Raw genomic sequence first — 17,193 nt, 5'->3', positions numbered from 1 at the left:
CCTCGATCTTTTGTCCCCACTCGTGCAGGTAGCGCGCGTCGAAGGCAGCGCGTGTGGCGACCGAGGTGAGGCGCCGGATGCGCGGACGCTTGGCGTACTCCTGGCGCTGACGATCCAGCTTGGCCTGCAGGCTGGCAATTTCCTGGCTCAGCATCGGCTGCTCTTCAACCTGGCCTTCGCGCTGTTCCTGCTGCTCCTGAGGGTCGGCATCTTCCGGGCTGGGCTGCTGGCGCTCCGCCCGGCTGGTGGTGGTCACCACGGCGTCATCCCGTCGCTCTCGGGCGGTGCTGGCCTGAATCTGTGGGGTGGGGTTGATGTCCCGCACCTGGGTGTCGGCAAACTCCGCTTCCTGCTCGGTGGTGAGCTGGCGTGCCTGCTCTTCGGTGCCGCTGGCCTGTTGGTTGTGCTGTGCCAGGTAATCCGCCTCTTCCGGAGCCCGACTATCCTGGTGGTTGGCCAGGGTCACATCCAGAGTGGGAGCGGCCTGACCGCGCTCGGGCAGGGTGAAAGACACCCCGAAGATCAGAAGCGCATGGACGGCCAGGGCCAGAAACAGGGTAAAGCTCAGCCGATCACCCGTATCCACGGTGTTGTCGGGGAGCGTGTCCTCGGGGCGGTTTTGACTCATAGTAATGGTACGGCAGCTCGTTCAGCAGTAGCGATCAGGGCAGGCGTCGCTCAATAGCGTCCATCAGTCGGGCCCCGATCCGGGTGTCAAACGCCTTGTCAATCTCCCGCACGCAGGTCGGGCTGGTGACATTGATCTCGGTCAGGTAGTCGCCGATGACGTCCAGTCCGACAAAGAGTAACCCTTTTTCCCTGAGCGTGGGTGCGACCTGCGCCACAATCCAGCGATCCCGGTCGGTCAGGGGTTGGGCGACGCCCCGCCCGCCGGCGGCCAGGTTGCCCCGGGTTTCGCCGCTCGCTGGGATTCGCGCCAGGCTGTAGGGCACGGCTTCGCCGTCAACCACCAGAATGCGCTTGTCGCCTTCGGTGATAGCTGGCAGGTAGCGCTGAGCCATCACCATCTGGGTGCCAAAATCGGTGAGGGTCTCCAGAATCACACTGACGTTGGGATCATCGGCTTTGCAGCGGAAAATACGGCTGCCTCCCATGCCATCCAGAGGCTTGAAAATGACGTCTTCCTGATCCCGGTGGAATTGGCGCAGCCGCGCCGGGTCCCGGCTCACGATCAGTGGCGGGCAGCACTGGGGGAATTGGGTGGCGAAGATCTTCTCGTTACAGTCACGCAGGCTCTGAGGGTCGTTGACCACCAGGCTACCCTCGCGCTGGGCGGCTTCCAGAATGTAGGTGCTGTAGGTGAACTCGTTATCAAAGGGCGGATCCTTGCGCATCAGCAAGACATCCAGCTCCCCCAGGGGGCGGTCTTGCCGGGGCCCGAGCTCAAACCAGTGGGTCTCGTCGTCCATTACCAGCAGCGGTCGGGTGCTTGCACGAGCCTGTCCCTTGTCCAGGTAGAGATCGGACTGCTCCATGTAATGAAGGTCCCAGCCGCGCTCCTGGGCCGCCAGCAGCAGGGCCAAGGTGGTGTCCTTATAGAAGGTAATCTGGTCGATGGGGTCCATGATCACGCCGAGAGAGAGGGTCATACAAACGTTTTCCGGATGAGAGTGGGAGGGGTGGCCTTGTTGCCGCCTGCCGTTTTGCGCGCTAAAGTTAAGCCCTCGGGCGGTAGAACGCAAGCTCGGCCGCTGAATGTCACAGTATTGGTTAGGGCGCGGGCTGTCGCCAAAATAAGACTAAAGCATAATAAATCGGGTTCACTAACGAAAATCTTATATATTCAGTTGGTTATAGATATACCTTAAAAACTGTGTTAAAAGTTCGTTTTAACTGTACCACCTGCTCACGTGAAGCGCTTATCCCGGCTGGCGGGTGCAATGTGTGACTTGCGTCACAAAAACGTGGCAAACATAACAATGACTGCAGTGCTGAACCGTCCGATAGCCTCGGGCGTAGAGGCGATGCGGCAACGAGGCTAAGGTCAGAAAGTATGGACGTAAGTTTGGAAAGCCTGAAAGTCATGGTGATCGACGACAGTAAAACGATCCGTCGAACCGCCGAAACCCTGCTCAAAAAAGCCGGCTGCACGGTGGTGACGGCGACGGATGGTTTTGATGCTCTGGCCAAAATCGCCGACACCCGCCCGGACATCATTTTCGTCGACATCATGATGCCGCGTCTTGATGGCTATCAGACCTGCGCACTGATCAAAAATAACAGCGACTTCAAGCGCACCCCGGTGATTATGCTATCCAGCAAGGACGGTCTGTTCGACAAGGCCAAAGGCCGTATTGTCGGTTCGGATCAGTACCTGACCAAGCCATTCAGCAAAAGCGAGCTGCTGGGCGCCATCGAAGCACATGTGAAGCAAGCAGAAGCATCTTGAATATATGGCGCAACAGATGCGCTGACGATCTCGGGCGAGGCAGCGCCATCGCCTGAATAACGACAACAATGTAATTTATAACTGACTGATCAATTTGGGGATACTATGGCCAGAGTACTTATCATCGACGACTCTCCCACCGAAATTTACAAATTGAGCTCCATGCTGGAAAAGCAGGGTCATGAAGCCCTGACGGCAGAAACCGGTGAGGCCGGTATATCGCTGGCCAAGAAAGAGCTGCCCGATGTGGTATTGATGGATATTGTCATGCCCGGCTTGAACGGATTCCAGGCCACCCGCCAGCTCACCAAAGCACCGGAAACCGCTCATATTCCGGTTATTATCGTGACCACCAAAGATCAGCAGACCGACCGGGTCTGGGGAATGCGCCAAGGCGCTCGGGACTTTCTGGTCAAGCCGGTGACCGCGGAGACCCTCAACGCCGCCATCGCCAAAGTGACTCAGTAAGAAGGATGACCGGACACAACGAGACAGGCGGTAACCATGTCTGATTCCCAGACAGCCTTTGACTCCCTGGTAGACTTGGCTCAACGCAGTCGCAGTGCGGCGCGGGGTCTGCCGGCACAACTCGATATCCGCCCCCACTGGAGTGGCATCGGGTTCATGTTGATGGGGCAGCGCTTTGCCGTACCGATGGGCGAAATTTCGGAAATGCTGGAGATCCCACCTTATACCCACCTTCCCGGCGTTCAGTCCTGGGTGCGCGGTGTCGCCAACGTTCGCGGCCGCTTGCTGCCGCTGTTTGATCTCGCAGCATTCTTCGGAGCCCAACTGAGCGGAGGGCGCAAGCAGCGGCGGGTGTTGGTGCTGGAGACCGAGGCTCTGTACAGCGGGCTGATGGTGGATCAGGTATTTGGCATGCAGCATTTCCCCACGGATGAATATCAGGCCGAGTCCGGCCCCGTCGATGCGGTTATTCAGCCCTTCACCGAGGGTAGCTTTGAACATAACGGACAGCGCTGGACCGTCTTTCGCCCGGCGTTTCTGGCGCAGGATCCGCGCTTTATCAATGCCGCCCGCAGCTAGTTGACCGGGGGCGGTCATCAGGGTTGTCCGAGGTCAATGAGTCCCGGTCGATCATAATTATCACAATCAGGAACAACAATAAGGCGTCACGTCACCTTCAGGAGTGCTTACATGAAAACCGAGTCCAGAAACCTGTTTGCCAACGTCCGGGCGAACCCGGCGATGGTTGTACTGGTGGTCTTGCTGATCGGCTTTCTGGTTTTGATCCCCGTCACCTACGTCATGGTGCAGCAGGGCTTGGAACGAGACCAGGAATACCTGCAGCAGGCCGCTGAATTGCGCGCCCAGTCCTACCGTCTGACGGCCCTGTCACGGGACGCCATTGAAGGTGATGAAGAAGCGTTTGATGAGCTGGGGCAGGTCGTCTCGACCATGGGGGCCACGTGGGACTCTTTGCGCTCCAGTGATCCGCGCACCCGCTCGCAGTTGAGCCGCGAGTTCAACGCCTACGCTCAAGTCTGGAACAGTGTGCAGGAAGACGCCAACACCATTCTGACCAACCGCGATACCATCGTCTTCCTGAACGAGGTGGGTCGGACCCTGAACGACTCGCTGCCGGAGCTTCAGGCGGAGCACAACAACATCGTGGAAATTCTGCTTGAGAATGACGCACCGCCGGAGCAGGTGTCCCAGGCGCAGATGCAGAGCTGGCGTGCCGAGCGTATCGGTCGAAATGTGGACAAAATGCTCCGTGGTGACGCCGACGCCTCGCGCGCGGCGGATCAGTTCAACCTGGATGCCAACATCTACGGTCGGGTACTGACGGCGATGCAGGAAGGTGATGTGGCCATGCGCATCACTCAGATTACCGACGAAGAGGCGCAGGAGTCGCTGACCGAAATTGCCTCGTTGTTTGATTTTGTTAACAGCTCGATTCAGGAAATTTTCGAAGGCTCGCCCGCTCTGCTTGATGCGTTACAGGCCAACGAAGCGCTGCTCGACAGCACCCCAATGCTGCTTGAAACGGTTTCCGATATTTCGGACCGGATTGCCGAGCAGGCACCGCTGCGCCAGCCCAACAACCTGACCATTCTGGCCCTGGCCATTGCGGCCGCCTTGTGCTTGGCGGTCATCGGTATTCTGCTGCTGCGCAGCACTCGCCGTCGTCTGAGTGAAACCGCCGAAACCAACGAACGGAACCAGAACGCGATTCTGCGACTGCTGGACGAACTGGCCGACCTGGCCGACGGTGACCTGACCACTACCGCCACGGTAACCGAAGACTTTACCGGCGCGATTGCCGACTCGATCAACTTCACGATTGACCAGTTGCGGATTCTGGTGGCCCGAATCAACGAAACGGCGGTGAACGTATCCGCCGCGGCCCAGGAAACCCAGCAGACCGCTCTGCACCTGGCCGAAGCCTCCGAGCACCAGGCCCAGGAAATCGCCGGCGCCTCGGCGGCGGTAAACGAGATGGCGGTGACTATTGATCAGGTATCCGCCAACGCCGCCGAATCGGCCGCGGTAGCGGAGCGAGCGGTATCCATTGCGACCAACGGCGCCAAGGTGGTACAGAACACCATCAACGGCATGGACACCATTCGTGAGCAGATTCAGGATACCTCGAAGCGGATCAAGCGACTGGGTGAATCCTCCCAGGAGATTGGTGACATCGTATCGTTGATTAACGACATTGCCGACCAGACCAACATTCTGGCTTTGAACGCCGCGATTCAGGCCTCTATGGCCGGTGACGCGGGCCGCGGCTTCGCGGTGGTTGCGGACGAAGTGCAGCGACTGGCAGAACGTTCAGCCGCTGCGACCAAGCAGATTGAAGCCCTGGTTAAAACCATTCAGAACGATACCAACGACGCGGTTATCTCGATGGAGCAGACTACCTCGGAAGTGGTCCGCGGTGCTCGCCTGGCGCAGGACGCCGGTGTGGCTCTGGAAGAGATTGAGACGGTATCCAACAACCTGGCGGAACTGATTCAGAACATTTCGAACGCTGCCCGTCAGCAGGCCTCTTCGGCCGGCCACATTTCCAACACGATGAACGTGATTCAGGAAATTACCACCCAGACCTCCGCCGGTACCAGCGCGACCGCCCAGTCGATTGGTAACCTGGCCGAGATGGCGCTGGATCTGCGCGAATCGGTAGCCGGTTTCAAACTGCCGGAGGAAGAGTCGGACGAAGCGCCCATCGGGTATCGCGAAAGTGCACCGGCGGCCCAGAGCGATGACGATGCGTTTGCAGATCTGAACGATGAGGCGGACAGCATTGAGAGCTTCGATTTCCCGGAAGAAGGTGAAAGCCTGGCGGACGTCGATGAATCCGACGTTATCGAGCTGGATGATCAGGTGTTGCCGGACGATGAGGGCGACTCGGAAGATCGTCACGAGAAGCCCCGTTCCGATCGCGAACTGGTGTAATCACTAGCACCGCCCGGTCGCGTCCCGGGCGGTGGCACTCAAGGCCTAGAGAAACCTTATGGTTTGGTCCCTGCAAGCGCCGACTGACTTGTCCGAAAGCCAGTTTGTTCAATGGAGCAAACTGCTGGAGGAGCGCACGGGTATTCAACTGTCGACCCAGCAGAAAACCCTGCTGCAGTCGCAGGTGGCCATCCGTATGCGTGAGCTGGGCTGTGAGGATTACAATCAGTACTTTCACGATGTCACAGACGGCCTGACCGGCCTGATGGAGTGGTCCGTTCTGGTGGATCGGCTTACGGTCAAAGAAACCAGTTTTTTCCGGCACCGTCCCTCCCTTGAATACGTACGCCGGTTTCTGCAACACCGGATCGACAATCGCCAATTGGATAACAGCTTCGATATCTGGAGCGTGGGCTGTGCCAGCGGTGAGGAACCCTACTCATTGGCGATGGTCGCCAATGACTGTTTCGAGCTGGCCAACCTCGCCCCCTATTACGGCATTACCGCCACAGACATCAGCCAGTCGGCACTCAATCAGGCCCGTCGGGCGCGTTACCCACAGCGTAAGCTTGAGCCACTGTACCCCGAGGAAGTTCAGCGTTATCTGACGCGAACGGATGACGGGCAATTCGAGGTGGCCGGAAAATTGCGCGATCGTGTCTGTTTCAGTCAGGGCAATATCACCCGCATCCGGACCATGCCCGTGATCAAAATGGACGTCATTTTCTGTCAGAACCTGCTGGTCTATTTTCGTCGCTGGTTGCGTCGGGATATCCTCAACGCGTTTGCGGACCGCCTCAAACCGGGCGGCGTGTTGATTATCGGACTGGGGGAAGCCGTGGACTGGGAACACCCGGAACTGCGCCGCGTGGTAGGCGATGAAGTGCAAGCCTATGTTCGCGAAGAGCGACAAAAACAATGAGGAATGCTCCGCATGTCAGACAGCCGTAACTTTGCTGCCTTGGATTGGGTGGTTCATGAAATTACCGACACCCTGAAAGAGGCTCGCGATGCTCTGGAATCCTACGTGGAGAATCCAAAGGATGAGGCGCGCCTGCGTTTTTGCCTGACTCACATCCATCAGGTGCACGGCAGCCTGCAGATGGTGGAGTTCTACGGGGCGGCCATGATGGCTGAGGAGATGGAAAACCTCGCTCAGGCCATGATCAATGACAGCGTCGCCAACACTGCCGAAGCTCAGGAAGTGTTGATGCGGGCCATCCTGCAGTTTCCGATCTATCTCGAAAAGGTCAAAACCTCCCGTCGTGACAACCCGGTTATTGTCCTGCCGCTACTCAATGATCTACGCGCGGTGCGGGGCGAAAGCCTGCTGACCGAGACCAAACTGTTCAGCCCCTATCTTGGCCCCGCCCGGGAAGTGTCCGGCGAGCGCCTGCCGCTGTTGGCCAACGACGCCCAGTTCAAAGATACCGTGCGCAAACTGCGCCAGATGTATCAGTATGCGGCCGCGGGGTTTATCCGGGGCGTCAATCCGGATGAAAATCTGGCTTACCTGAAAAAGGTGTTTGAGCGGCTGCACAAGCTGACCCGGGGGACCCCCCGCCAGTCGCTCTGGCATATCGGTCTGGCGCTGGTGGAAGCGCTGGAGATGGATGCCATCGAGTCCAGTGTCTCGATCAAAAACCTGCTGCGGCAGTTGGACCGGGAACTCAAACAACTGCTCGCCCACGGAACCAAAGTGTTGGCTGCCCCGGCGGATGACCAGCTGCTCAAAAACCTGTTGTACTACGTGGCCCGATCGGGCAAGCACTCGCCGGGCTTTGCCAGTGGCTCCCATTTGCAGGTGATTTACGACCGCTACGAGCTTGAGCGCGCATTGCCGGAAGGCCGTGAGAGCGGTGAAGACGGCGATGCGGCGCAGGACCTGTTGTCCGCCCCGGATGCGGAGGCCATGAGTTCGGTGGTCACCGCACTGAAAGGCGAGCTGGACGCGGTCAAAGAGGCGCTGGACGTCACCCTGTCGGATATGGACCGGAAACAGGCGCTGGAAGAGGCTCTGCCGGTCATCAAGCGCGTGGCTGACACCATGGCGGTGCTTGGCATCGGTGATTTGCGCAAGCAGGTACTCGAGCAGGGCGCGGCGATTGAACTGGTCGTGAATTCTGACAGCGACCTGGGCGATGATCAGTTGATGGCGCTGGCCGGTAAGGTACTGGATATCGAGTACGGGCTGGACTCTCTGGTGGCCAACGCCGGCCGGGACGCCAACCCGGCACGGGAACAGGCGGATCTCAACCTCTCCCGCGCGCAGGAATCGGTGTTGCGTGAATCACGCAGTGGCCTGGAGCAGGCCAAGGATGCCATTGTCGAGTACATTGCCTCGCAGTGGGATCGCTCGCACCTTCAGCCGGTACCGGTGACCCTGCGCGAAATTCGCGGCGGTCTGGACATGATTCCCCTGCCCCGGCCGGCCCGGATTATTGGCGCCTGTGCACGGTTTGTGGAAGAGCAATTGCTTGAGGGAGAGGTCACCCCCGAATGGAATCGGCTGGATACCCTGGCCGATGCCATTACCAGCGTTGAATACTACCTGGAACGCTTCAATAGCGAGCACGCCGAGGAAAACGACCTGTTGTTGGGGGTTGCCGAAGAGAGCGTGGCCCAACTGGGTTACGCCGTGACGCCTTCCCAGTCGCTCCAGCAGGCGGCCAAGGCCGCAGCCGAAAAAGACGCCCCGGTGGTTGAGGAGTCGCCCGAAGACGATTCCGACATCGAGTTGGCGGCAGAGGAAGACACCGCCGCTCTGAGCGCCGCCTATGAATCGGCGATTGGCGCCGGAGAAAGCAATGACCCGGAGACGCTGCTGGACGAGCCGGAGGATGCATCGCCAGAAGAAGACGGGTCCACAGACCCGTCGTCTCCGGATGACACCTCAGACGGTTATTCGGTCGATGCTCTGGAGGCCGAAGTGGCCGCCGCCGATGCCAGCGAGCCGGAGCCCGAAGCCAATAGTGTCGATGCCTCGGCCTCGGACGACGATGACGAACACGAAGTTGATGAAGAAATCCTGGAAATCTTCATCGAGGAGGCCGGCGAGGTCAGTGAAGCGATTGCCGAACACTTCCCCCGTTGGGCCCAGAATTTTGCCGACCAGGAATCTCTGACCGAATTCCGGCGCGCTTTCCATACCCTGAAGGGCAGTGGCCGTATGGTTGGGGCGACCGATATTGGCGAGCTCGCCTGGGCGATCGAGAACATGCTCAACCGCGTGCTGGACGGCACCATCCAACCCGGTGATCATCACGTCGCCGTTATCGAGAAAGTCCGCAGCCTGCTGCCGGACATGATCGAGGCATTCCGCACCGGTCAGCCGAACCCCCACCCGAGCCTTACGCAGGCGTGCGAGCAGTACGCGGCCGCCCTGTCAAAAGGTGAGGAGCCCAGTGTTTCTATCGGCGAGCCGACGACACCGGCGAAGGAGAGCGTAGACCCCTACGCGGAACTGCTGGATCAGCCCGCCAGTGCTGAGTCGATTGAACGGCCCCAAGGGGCGGAGCAGGACGACGATGACGACCGCGACACCCAGCTGTGGGAAATTTTTGGCGTGGAAGCGCTGACCCACCTGCAGGTCGTGGATCACTACATCCAGGAAATGGAAGACGTTTCGCCGCTGTTTACCCCGCCGAGCGATGCCACTCAGCGAGCGCTGCATACCCTCAAGGGTAGCGCCCATATGGCCAACATTACTCCGATTGCGGAGTTGGCCACGCCGCTGGAGCGGTTTGTCAAAGAGCTGCGCACCTACCAAGTGAATATCAACGAGGATATTCTGCAACTGCTGCGTGACGCGGTGGACTACACGACCCACGCCCTGGCCGATATCGAGCAGGGCCAACCGGTGGAAATTCCCCGTCTGGGGCAGTTCCAGGCGCGGGTCGCAGAGCTTCGAGAGATTTTTGTAGCGCCGCTCGTGCGGCAGCAGGAAGCCCAGGCGGAAGGTCAGAAAGCGATTGATCCCGAGCTGCTGGCGATCTTCATGGCCGAAGAAATGAATCTGCTGCTCGATGCGGATCAAACCATCGAGAACTGGCGCCAGCACCCCGAAGATCTCGCACAGCTTGAGCCGCTGCAGACCGAACTGGCCACCCTGACCAATGGCGCGCTTCACGCCAACCTGCCGCCCATGGCGGAGTTGGGCGACAAGCTGCACCGGATCTACGCCGGCATTCAGCAGGGGTATATTCCCTGCGACGATGCCCTGTGTCAGCAGCTGATTGACGCGCATATGGCACTGCTGGATCTGGTGGATGCCGTTGCGGTTGGACAGAACCTTGAACCGGCCCCCGACGCCGTTCAGGCCCCTCTGGATCGCCTGCTGGAAAACCTGCCGCCCGACGACGCCACCGATGCCCAGCCAGAGGCAACCAGCGTTGATGAAGAGCCTTCAACCGCTGGCGAAGAAGTCTCCGCGATTGCAGAAGAGCCCTCAGCGGTTGCTGAAATGCCCTCAGCGGATAGCGAAAATGCCTCAGCATTTGCGGAAGACTCTTCAGCCGCTGCAGAAGAGTCTCCAGCGGTCGAAGAAGAACCCTCAGAGCCCGCTGCGCCGGCGGTGGAGTCGACGCAGGATCAGGCGGCTGATGCCGACGACGATGAGGTGGACGAGGAAATCCTGGAAATCTTCCTGGAAGAAGCTGATGACCTCATGGAAGATATCGACCGCGCACTGACCGAGTGGCAGGAAGACTGGAGCAATCCGGATCTGCCCGAAGAACTCAAACGCTCTCTGCATACCCTGAAGGGCGGTGCTCGACTGTCCGGTATTACCGACGTGGGCGATCTGGCCCACGATTTCGAGACCCTGCTCATCGGTATGCGCGAGCGCGACACCATTGACCGGGCCTTCTTCCAGCGTCTGACGGACTTCCAGGATAAGATTCACGCCGGGGTCGCCTGGGTGCGCTCGCAGATGGCCGGTGATGCCCCCGACGAGGCGGTCGAGCCGCCTCCGCCCAGCGCCACCGCGCCTCAGTCCGGTGGCCCGGTTCCGGTCACCCGGGACCCAGAAACGGGCAATGTGGTGCCGTTCACACCCAAGCCCAAACCCGGCAATACCGCCACATCGGCTCCGGTACCGCCCAGCGGTGGCGCCATCAGTGCGTCCGGGGGCGGCAATGGCGGCGCCCAGGTTCAGCATCTGGCGGCCCGTCGCAGTGGTCCTCAGGAAGTGGTCCGGGTGTCCGCCGAGTTGTTGGAAGAGCTGGTTAACCTGGCCGGTGAAACCTCCATTACCCGGGGTCGCATCGAGGAGCAGGTGGGTGATCTGGGACTGGCCATCGATGAAATGGACTCGACCATTGTGCGTCTGCAGGAGCAGTTGCGCCGCCTCGATATCGAAACCGAAGCCCAGGTGATTTTCCGTCAGGAACAGATGGAAGCGCACGAGGAATTCGACCCGCTGGAAATGGACCGCTACTCCCAGTTACAGCAGTTGTCGCGTTCGCTGATGGAGTCCGCCTCGGATCTGCTCGACCTGAAAAACACCCTATCGGACAAGAATCGCGATACCGAAACCCTGTTGCTCCAGCAGTCACGGATCAATACCGATCTGCAGGAAGGGCTGATGCGCTCGCGCATGGTGCCTTTCTCCCGGCTGGTGCCGCGCCTGCGCCGGATTGTCCGTCAGGCGGCTACCGAACTGGGCAAGGATGTGGAATTCGAGCTGGATAATGTCGAGGGTGAACTGGACCGCTCGGTACTGGAGCGGATGGTGGCGCCTCTTGAGCACATGTTGCGCAACGCCGTGGACCACGGTATCGAAACCGCCGACGAACGCACCGCGGCGGGCAAGCCTGCGGCGGGGCGGATCATGCTCAGTCTGGCCCGCGAGGGCGGCGATGTGGTGTTGCGCCTGGCCGACGATGGCCGGGGCATTAACCTCGAGCGGGTACGCGCCAAAGCCGTCGAGCGCGGCCTGATGACCGAGGGTGCCCAGCTCAGTGACCGGGATATCATGCAGTTCATTCTCCATGCCGGTTTCAGTACTGCCGACAAGGTAACCCAGATATCCGGCCGTGGGGTCGGTATGGATGTGGTCCACTCCGAGATCAAACAGCTCGGTGGCTCCATGTTCATCAACTCTGAATCCGGTCACGGGTCGGAGTTTATCGTCCGCCTGCCGTTCACCGTGTCGGTGAACCGCGCCCTCATGATTCAGATTGGCGACGACTACTACGCGGTTCCGCTCAACACTATCGAAGGTATTGTGCGCGTCAGCCCCTTTGAGCTGGAACACTATTACTCCGATGAGAGTGCGCGCTTCGAATACGCGGGTGAGGAGTATCAGGTCCGTTATCTGGGCACGATGCTCGACAGCGATGCCCGTCCGAAGCTCGATGGTCAGTCTCTGCCACTGCCGGTGGTGCTGGTACGCAGCGCCGAACATACCGTGGCACTGCAGGTTGATCGCCTGCTGGGCAGCAGTGAAATTGTGGTGAAAACCCTGGGCATGCAGTTCAGTTCGGTCAGCGGGGTGTCCGGCGCCACGGTCATGGGTGACGGTAGCGTGGTGGTGATTCTCGATCCCCACGCCCTCATGCGTGAAAAGCTGGCGCTGGGCATGCCCAATGCCACCCTGCTGGAGCCGGCCGAGACGCCCTACGGACGCGATGATGAACAGGAAAAAGTGGTCATGGTGGTGGATGATTCCGTGACCGTGCGCAAAGTCACCGGTCGCTTCCTGGAGCGCGAGGGCTTCCGGGTCATTACCGCCAAAGATGGTGCCGAAGCACTGCTTACGCTCCAGGACCATATCCCAGATGTCATGCTACTGGATATCGAAATGCCGCGCATGGACGGCTTCGAAGTGGCCAGCAATATGCGCAGTAGCTCGCGGCTGAAGGACATCCCGATCATCATGATTACCTCCCGTACCGGGGAAAAACACCGGGAGCGGGCCTTCAATATCGGTGTGGACAAATACATGGGCAAGCCCTACCAGGAGGAGCTGCTGCTCAATAACATCCGCGAGCTTCTGGAAAAAGCGCAGGCGCATTGACCGTGACGGGCTTGCGAATTGGTTTGCTGGTCGATAGCCCGCTCAAGCGTCAGTACCTGGCCCTGAGCGCGCGCGAGGCGGGCCACGAGCTGGTGGCCTCGCTCATGCTTGATCAGTGCCAAATGGACGGCCCGACCCCGGACAGCGCCGATGCCTGGGTGGTGGATGTGGCACTCGATCCGGACGCCGAGCCACCAGAGCCGGTACAGGCGCTCCTTGAGCACAGCGATGCACCGCTGATCATCAGCGACAGCAGTGAATACCGGCCCGGTAGTGAGGAACACAACGCCTGGCTCAAGCGTACCCTGGCGAAGTTGCGGCAGTTGGCGGGGGATATCAACCTGCAGCGGGTGCCCCGGGCCAAGGCGCTGTGGGTCCTGGCCGCCTCAACCGGTGGCCCGGCGGCGGTGAAGGATTTTCTGTCGTCACTGCCCCCGGGGCTGGGCGTCGCTTTCATCTACGTGCAGCACATTGATACCAGTTACACCGGCACCCTGGTGCGCATGATGAGCCAGAGTCCGTACCCGGCGGCCCTGGCCAGCGATGGCGCGGTGATACAGGCCAACCAGCTATTGATCGTGACGGCCTGTGAGCGGGTGGACCTGTTGGACAATGGCACTGTGGCCATTGCCGATGAGCCCTGGGGTGGCCCCTATGCCCCTTCGGTGGACCAACTGGTGGCGAACGCCGCCCGGGTCTACGGCGAACAACTGGGGTTGATTGTTTTTACCGGGATGGGAAATGATGGCGCGGCGGCCTGCCGGCTGGTGCGTCAGCGCGGGGGCAAGGTCTGGGCCCAGACGCCCCAGAGCTGTACCAGCGCCTCCATGCCCGATGCCGCCCTGGCGACCGGTGCGGTCGAGTTGACCGGCACCCCCGGGGAATTGGCGAACCGCCTGAGTGCCCACTGCCGCGCTTCAGCGCAAACACTGATTGAGGAAGTCCGACCCTATGAAAGCCCCGCAGCTCACTGAAACGCCGGAAGTCCGGGAAGTGGCCAGTCTGTTGATTCCCCTGCAGGGTCAGACCCTGCTGGTACCCAACGTCTCGGTAGCGGAGATTGTCCCGGTCGGTCAGATAGATCATGTACCGGGCGCTCCAGACTGGTATCTGGGCGACTATCATTGGCGGGATCTGACCATCCCCCTGGCCTCCTTCGAGTGCCTCAATGGCCAGCCTCGTCCCACCCCGGGGAACTATGCCCGGGTAGCCGTGTTCAATACCACCGGGGTGAGTGAACATATTCACTTTGTGGCTCTTATTGCTCAGGGCTTGCCGCGCTTGGCCCGTGTGACCCCGGAAGAGCTGCAGGTGCGCGATGCCTCGCCCACCAACCCCTACGAGCTGATGCAGGTCAGCTGGGCGGGGGAAGACGCGGTCATTCCCGATGTGCCCGGTCTCGAGCAGCGCGTCCTGGACTATCTGAAAACCCGCGTCTGAAGACTCGGGTCGACCAACAACCAGACTGTACCCATCAGACGGTATCGATAAGGAGCCGCCTCGCGGAGAAACTGACGGATGAAAACCCATACCCTGACGGCCGGCATCACCACGATGCTGGCCACAATCCTCATCGGCTGCGGCGGTGAGCGCGAAGAAGCTTTCAACCCCTCCGAGCCTGAAGAAATTCGCGACCCGGTCGCGGTCAGCTTTGTGTACGAAAACAGCACTACCGACCGGAACAACACCGGGTTTCCCGCGACGGATGTCGACAGTCGGCGCATCGAGATCATTCGCGACCTGGAAGACTACGAATTTCTGATCGACGCCTACCGGGATATCGATGATTTCGTGGTGGCCCCGGATTTTGAGGCCGGGCAGGTGATTCTGTATGACAGCGGTTGGTTCGACGACAGCGAGTGTGCGCAACAACTGAACCTGAACCGGGTTCGCGCGTTCAGCATTACCGAGGATGAAAACGTCGTTGAAGTGGTGTTCAACTACCGCCTCAGCGAGGCGGACGAAGACGCCATTTGCGATGACGAGATTCCCTTCCGTACCTGGGAGTTCCACTATGTCGAGTCCCGTGCGGACCTGATTGTGGTCGAGGAAGTGGACGGCCTCAGTTCCGATTCGGCCTCTTCCAGCTCGTCGTCCTCTTCCTCTAGCAGTCTGTAAAACCGCGCTGGTGGTGGCCTCAGCGCCAATCTCCCCAGAGGTACTGCGCCAGGCTGATGGCCGCTACCGGGGCGGTTTCGGTGCGCATTACTCTGGGGCCGAGCGTCAGGGGTTCACAACCGAATGCCCGAGCCTGCTCGATCTCCTCTTCCGATAGCCCCCCTTCCGGTCCCACCAGGAGACTCACGTGAGTGAGCGCTTCTTGGGCCGGGAGCCCTTTGCTGTCGCGGTGATGAAGGACAAATCGGCGAGTGCCGGCGGTCCGCTCGGCGGCCAGCCAGTCCGCCAGCGCCTGAGGTTGCGCCAGGGTGGGCAAACGGTTTCGCTGGCACTGCTCGCAGGCGCTGATGATCACCTGACGCCAGTGTTCCCACTTCTTCTCGAGTCGATCGCCCTTGAGTTTCACTTCCGTGCGTTCGGTAAACAGCGGCGTGATTCGGGTGGCGCCCAGCTCGGTGGCTTTCTGGATCACCCAGTCCATCCGGTCCCCCCGAGACAGGCCAATGGCCAGCTCCAGATCCAGGGGCGACTCCCGATCCTCGGCGGTAAAGGCGTCCAGTGTGGCCTCGACGGTTTTTTTACCCAACTCGGTCAGAGTGGCGGTAAACTCACCGCCCTGACCGTTAAACAGAATCAGTTCCCGCCCCGGCGTCATGCGCAGTACTTTGGCCAGGTGGCGGGAGGGCGCCTCTTCAAGAGTCACGGTGGATCCGGCCTGCAGGGGCTGGTCGGTAAACACCCGGGGGACACGCATGGCGAACTCCAGATCAAAAACCGGCAGTTTAGCAAACTTGCTCCCTGAACCAGATGCTTTCATTGCCCCTGTCGGGGGCTTTCACCATGACAGCAGTGGGGCACTGGCGGTATAATTCCGCTTTTGCTTCCCGGTCTCTGGAGATCCTATGGCCAACCGTCGCGCCCAAGTCAATCGCAATACCCTGGAAACCAAAATCAGCGTCAGCCTGGATCTGGACGGTGAAGGGAAGGGCGTGTTCGACACTGGAGTGCCATTCCTGGAGCACATGATGGACCAGATCGCCCGCCACGGCATGATCGATCTGGACATCACCTGCGATGGCGACACCCATATCGATGACCACCACACGGTGGAAGACATTGGTATCACCTTGGGGCAGGCGGTGGCCAAGGCCGTGGGGGACAAAAAAGGCATCCGCCGCTATGGCCACGCCTATGTTCCCCTGGACGAAGCGCTGTCGCGGGTGGTGATCGACTTTTCCGGTCGTCCCGGTCTGATGATGGACATTCCGTTCACTCAGAAGCGCATCGGCAAGTTCGATACTGAACTGTTTTCCGAATTTTTCCACGGTTTCGTCAACCACGCCCAGGTGACCCTGCACATCGATAACCTGCGCGGTCACAATGCCCACCACCAGATCGAGACGGTGTTCAAGGCTTTTGGCCGGGCACTGCGGATGGCGCTGGAGGAAGACCCCCGCATGGCGGGCGTGATGCCCTCCACCAAGGGCAGCCTGTAAGTTATGAGTAGCCAACAGATAGCGGTCATCGATTACGGCATGGGCAATCTCCACTCGGTGGCCAGTGCACTGGAGCACGTCGCACCTGAAGCCGAGGTACTGGTCACCAGTGATCCGGCCCAGGTGAGCGCCGCCGACCGGGTGTTGTTCCCCGGGGTAGGCGCCATTCGCGATTGCATGGCGGAAATCAAGCGCCTGAAATTTGATGAACTGCTGCGCGAGCAGGTCGCCAGCGGCAAGCCCGTGCTGGGCGTCTGCGTCGGCATGCAGGCGCTGATGGACCGCAGCGAAGAGAACGGTGGCGTAGACTGCATCGGTCTGCTGCCGGGGAAGGTGCGCTACTTTGGCGCCGACCTGAAAGACGCCGACGGCCAACGCCTGAAGGTGCCCCACATGGGCTGGAACCAGGTCCACCACACTCACCACCCGCTCTGGGCGGGCATCGAGCAGGACGCGCGCTTTTACTTCGTGCACAGCTTCTATGTGGAGGCCGGCAACCCCGAGCAGGTGGCCGGCACCTGCGACTATGGCACCACCTTCGCGGCGGCGCTGACCCAGGACAACCTGTTTGCCGTGCAATTCCACCCGGAGAAAAGCCATACGGCCGGGTTGCAGTTGTTGCGCAATTTTGTGGATTGGAATGGCAAGCCCTGACTTTTGGTAACGGCGGATGCGGCCTTCGGCCTTATCCGCCCTACCTAAGTTTCCGTAGGGCGGATAAGGCCGAA

At 60.2% G+C, this 17,193-nt stretch carries 13 protein-coding genes and 1 pseudogene; 11 read left to right on the top strand and 3 right to left on the bottom strand.

All coding sequences use genetic code 11. The features are described 5' to 3' along the window. Positions 1–628 (bottom strand): annotated as a pseudogene (locus tag B3187_RS16535) (energy transducer TonB); the annotation flags it as partial. 34 nt (positions 629–662) lie between these two features. Then, positions 663–1,610 carry a glutathione synthase gene (gshB, locus tag B3187_RS16530; RefSeq protein WP_286807573.1) on the bottom strand — a complete coding sequence of 316 codons (948 nt, stop codon included), beginning with the start codon at positions 1,608–1,610 and terminating at the stop codon, positions 663–665. A 404-nt stretch (positions 1,611–2,014) separates the two neighbouring features. Between gshB and pilG the strand changes: the two genes are divergently transcribed. The 9 genes from pilG to B3187_RS16485 all read left to right on the top strand — a co-directional run bounded on the left by pilG (position 2,015) and on the right by B3187_RS16485 (position 14,969). Then, the gene (pilG, locus tag B3187_RS16525; protein ID WP_024461427.1) at positions 2,015–2,410 is read left to right on the top strand and encodes a twitching motility response regulator PilG; all 396 of its coding nucleotides are present in this window, start codon (positions 2,015–2,017) and stop codon (positions 2,408–2,410) included. 105 nt (positions 2,411–2,515) lie between these two features. Further along, complete coding sequence (gene pilH, locus B3187_RS16520; RefSeq protein WP_024461426.1) at positions 2,516–2,878, top strand: twitching motility response regulator PilH; 363 nt, start codon at positions 2,516–2,518, stop codon at positions 2,876–2,878. A gap of 36 nt (positions 2,879–2,914) precedes the next feature. Next, positions 2,915–3,457 carry a chemotaxis protein CheW gene (locus tag B3187_RS16515; RefSeq protein WP_024461425.1) on the top strand — a complete coding sequence of 181 codons (543 nt, stop codon included), beginning with the start codon at positions 2,915–2,917 and terminating at the stop codon, positions 3,455–3,457. Positions 3,458–3,568: 111 nt separating this feature from the next. Then, the gene (locus B3187_RS16510) at positions 3,569–5,833 is read left to right on the top strand and encodes a methyl-accepting chemotaxis protein (RefSeq protein WP_286807571.1); all 2,265 of its coding nucleotides are present in this window, start codon (positions 3,569–3,571) and stop codon (positions 5,831–5,833) included. A gap of 58 nt (positions 5,834–5,891) precedes the next feature. Further along, positions 5,892–6,755 (top strand): CheR family methyltransferase, encoded by an 864-nt coding sequence (locus tag B3187_RS16505; protein WP_024461423.1) that lies wholly within the window; start codon positions 5,892–5,894, stop codon positions 6,753–6,755. Between the two features lie 12 nt (positions 6,756–6,767). Continuing rightward, complete coding sequence (locus tag B3187_RS16500) at positions 6,768–12,851, top strand: Hpt domain-containing protein (protein ID WP_286807569.1); 6,084 nt, start codon at positions 6,768–6,770, stop codon at positions 12,849–12,851. Between the two features lie 2 nt (positions 12,852–12,853). Further along, on the top strand, positions 12,854–13,825 hold the full coding sequence (locus B3187_RS16495) for a chemotaxis protein CheB (RefSeq protein WP_286807567.1): 972 nt from the start codon (positions 12,854–12,856) through the stop codon (positions 13,823–13,825). After that, positions 13,803–14,291, top strand: a complete 489-nt coding sequence (locus B3187_RS16490; RefSeq protein ID WP_024461420.1) for a chemotaxis protein CheW — start codon at positions 13,803–13,805, stop codon at positions 14,289–14,291. Before B3187_RS16495 ends, B3187_RS16490 begins: the two co-directional genes overlap by 23 nt. 78 nt (positions 14,292–14,369) lie before the next feature. Next, the gene (locus tag B3187_RS16485; protein WP_286807565.1) at positions 14,370–14,969 is read left to right on the top strand and encodes a hypothetical protein; all 600 of its coding nucleotides are present in this window, start codon (positions 14,370–14,372) and stop codon (positions 14,967–14,969) included. Between the two features lie 19 nt (positions 14,970–14,988). On the opposite strand, the gene B3187_RS16480 is transcribed toward B3187_RS16485, so the two are convergent. Then, on the bottom strand, positions 14,989–15,723 hold the full coding sequence (locus B3187_RS16480; RefSeq protein ID WP_286807564.1) for a 16S rRNA (uracil(1498)-N(3))-methyltransferase: 735 nt from the start codon (positions 15,721–15,723) through the stop codon (positions 14,989–14,991). Positions 15,724–15,871: 148 nt separating this feature from the next. Between B3187_RS16480 and hisB the strand changes: the two genes are divergently transcribed. After that, positions 15,872–16,465: an imidazoleglycerol-phosphate dehydratase HisB gene (gene hisB, locus B3187_RS16475; RefSeq protein ID WP_024461417.1), complete on the top strand. Its 594-nt coding sequence runs from the start codon at positions 15,872–15,874 to the stop codon at positions 16,463–16,465. 3 nt (positions 16,466–16,468) lie between these two features. Then, complete coding sequence (hisH, locus tag B3187_RS16470) at positions 16,469–17,119, top strand: imidazole glycerol phosphate synthase subunit HisH (RefSeq protein WP_286807563.1); 651 nt, start codon at positions 16,469–16,471, stop codon at positions 17,117–17,119. Positions 17,120–17,193: the final 74 nt, after the last annotated feature.

Origin of the sequence: Marinimicrobium sp. UBA4209 (genome assembly GCF_002381585.1) — a bacterium.
Taxonomy (GTDB): domain Bacteria; phylum Pseudomonadota; class Gammaproteobacteria; order Pseudomonadales; family Cellvibrionaceae; genus Marinimicrobium; species Marinimicrobium koreense.
This window is presented reverse-complemented; position numbering and strand designations above follow the sequence as displayed.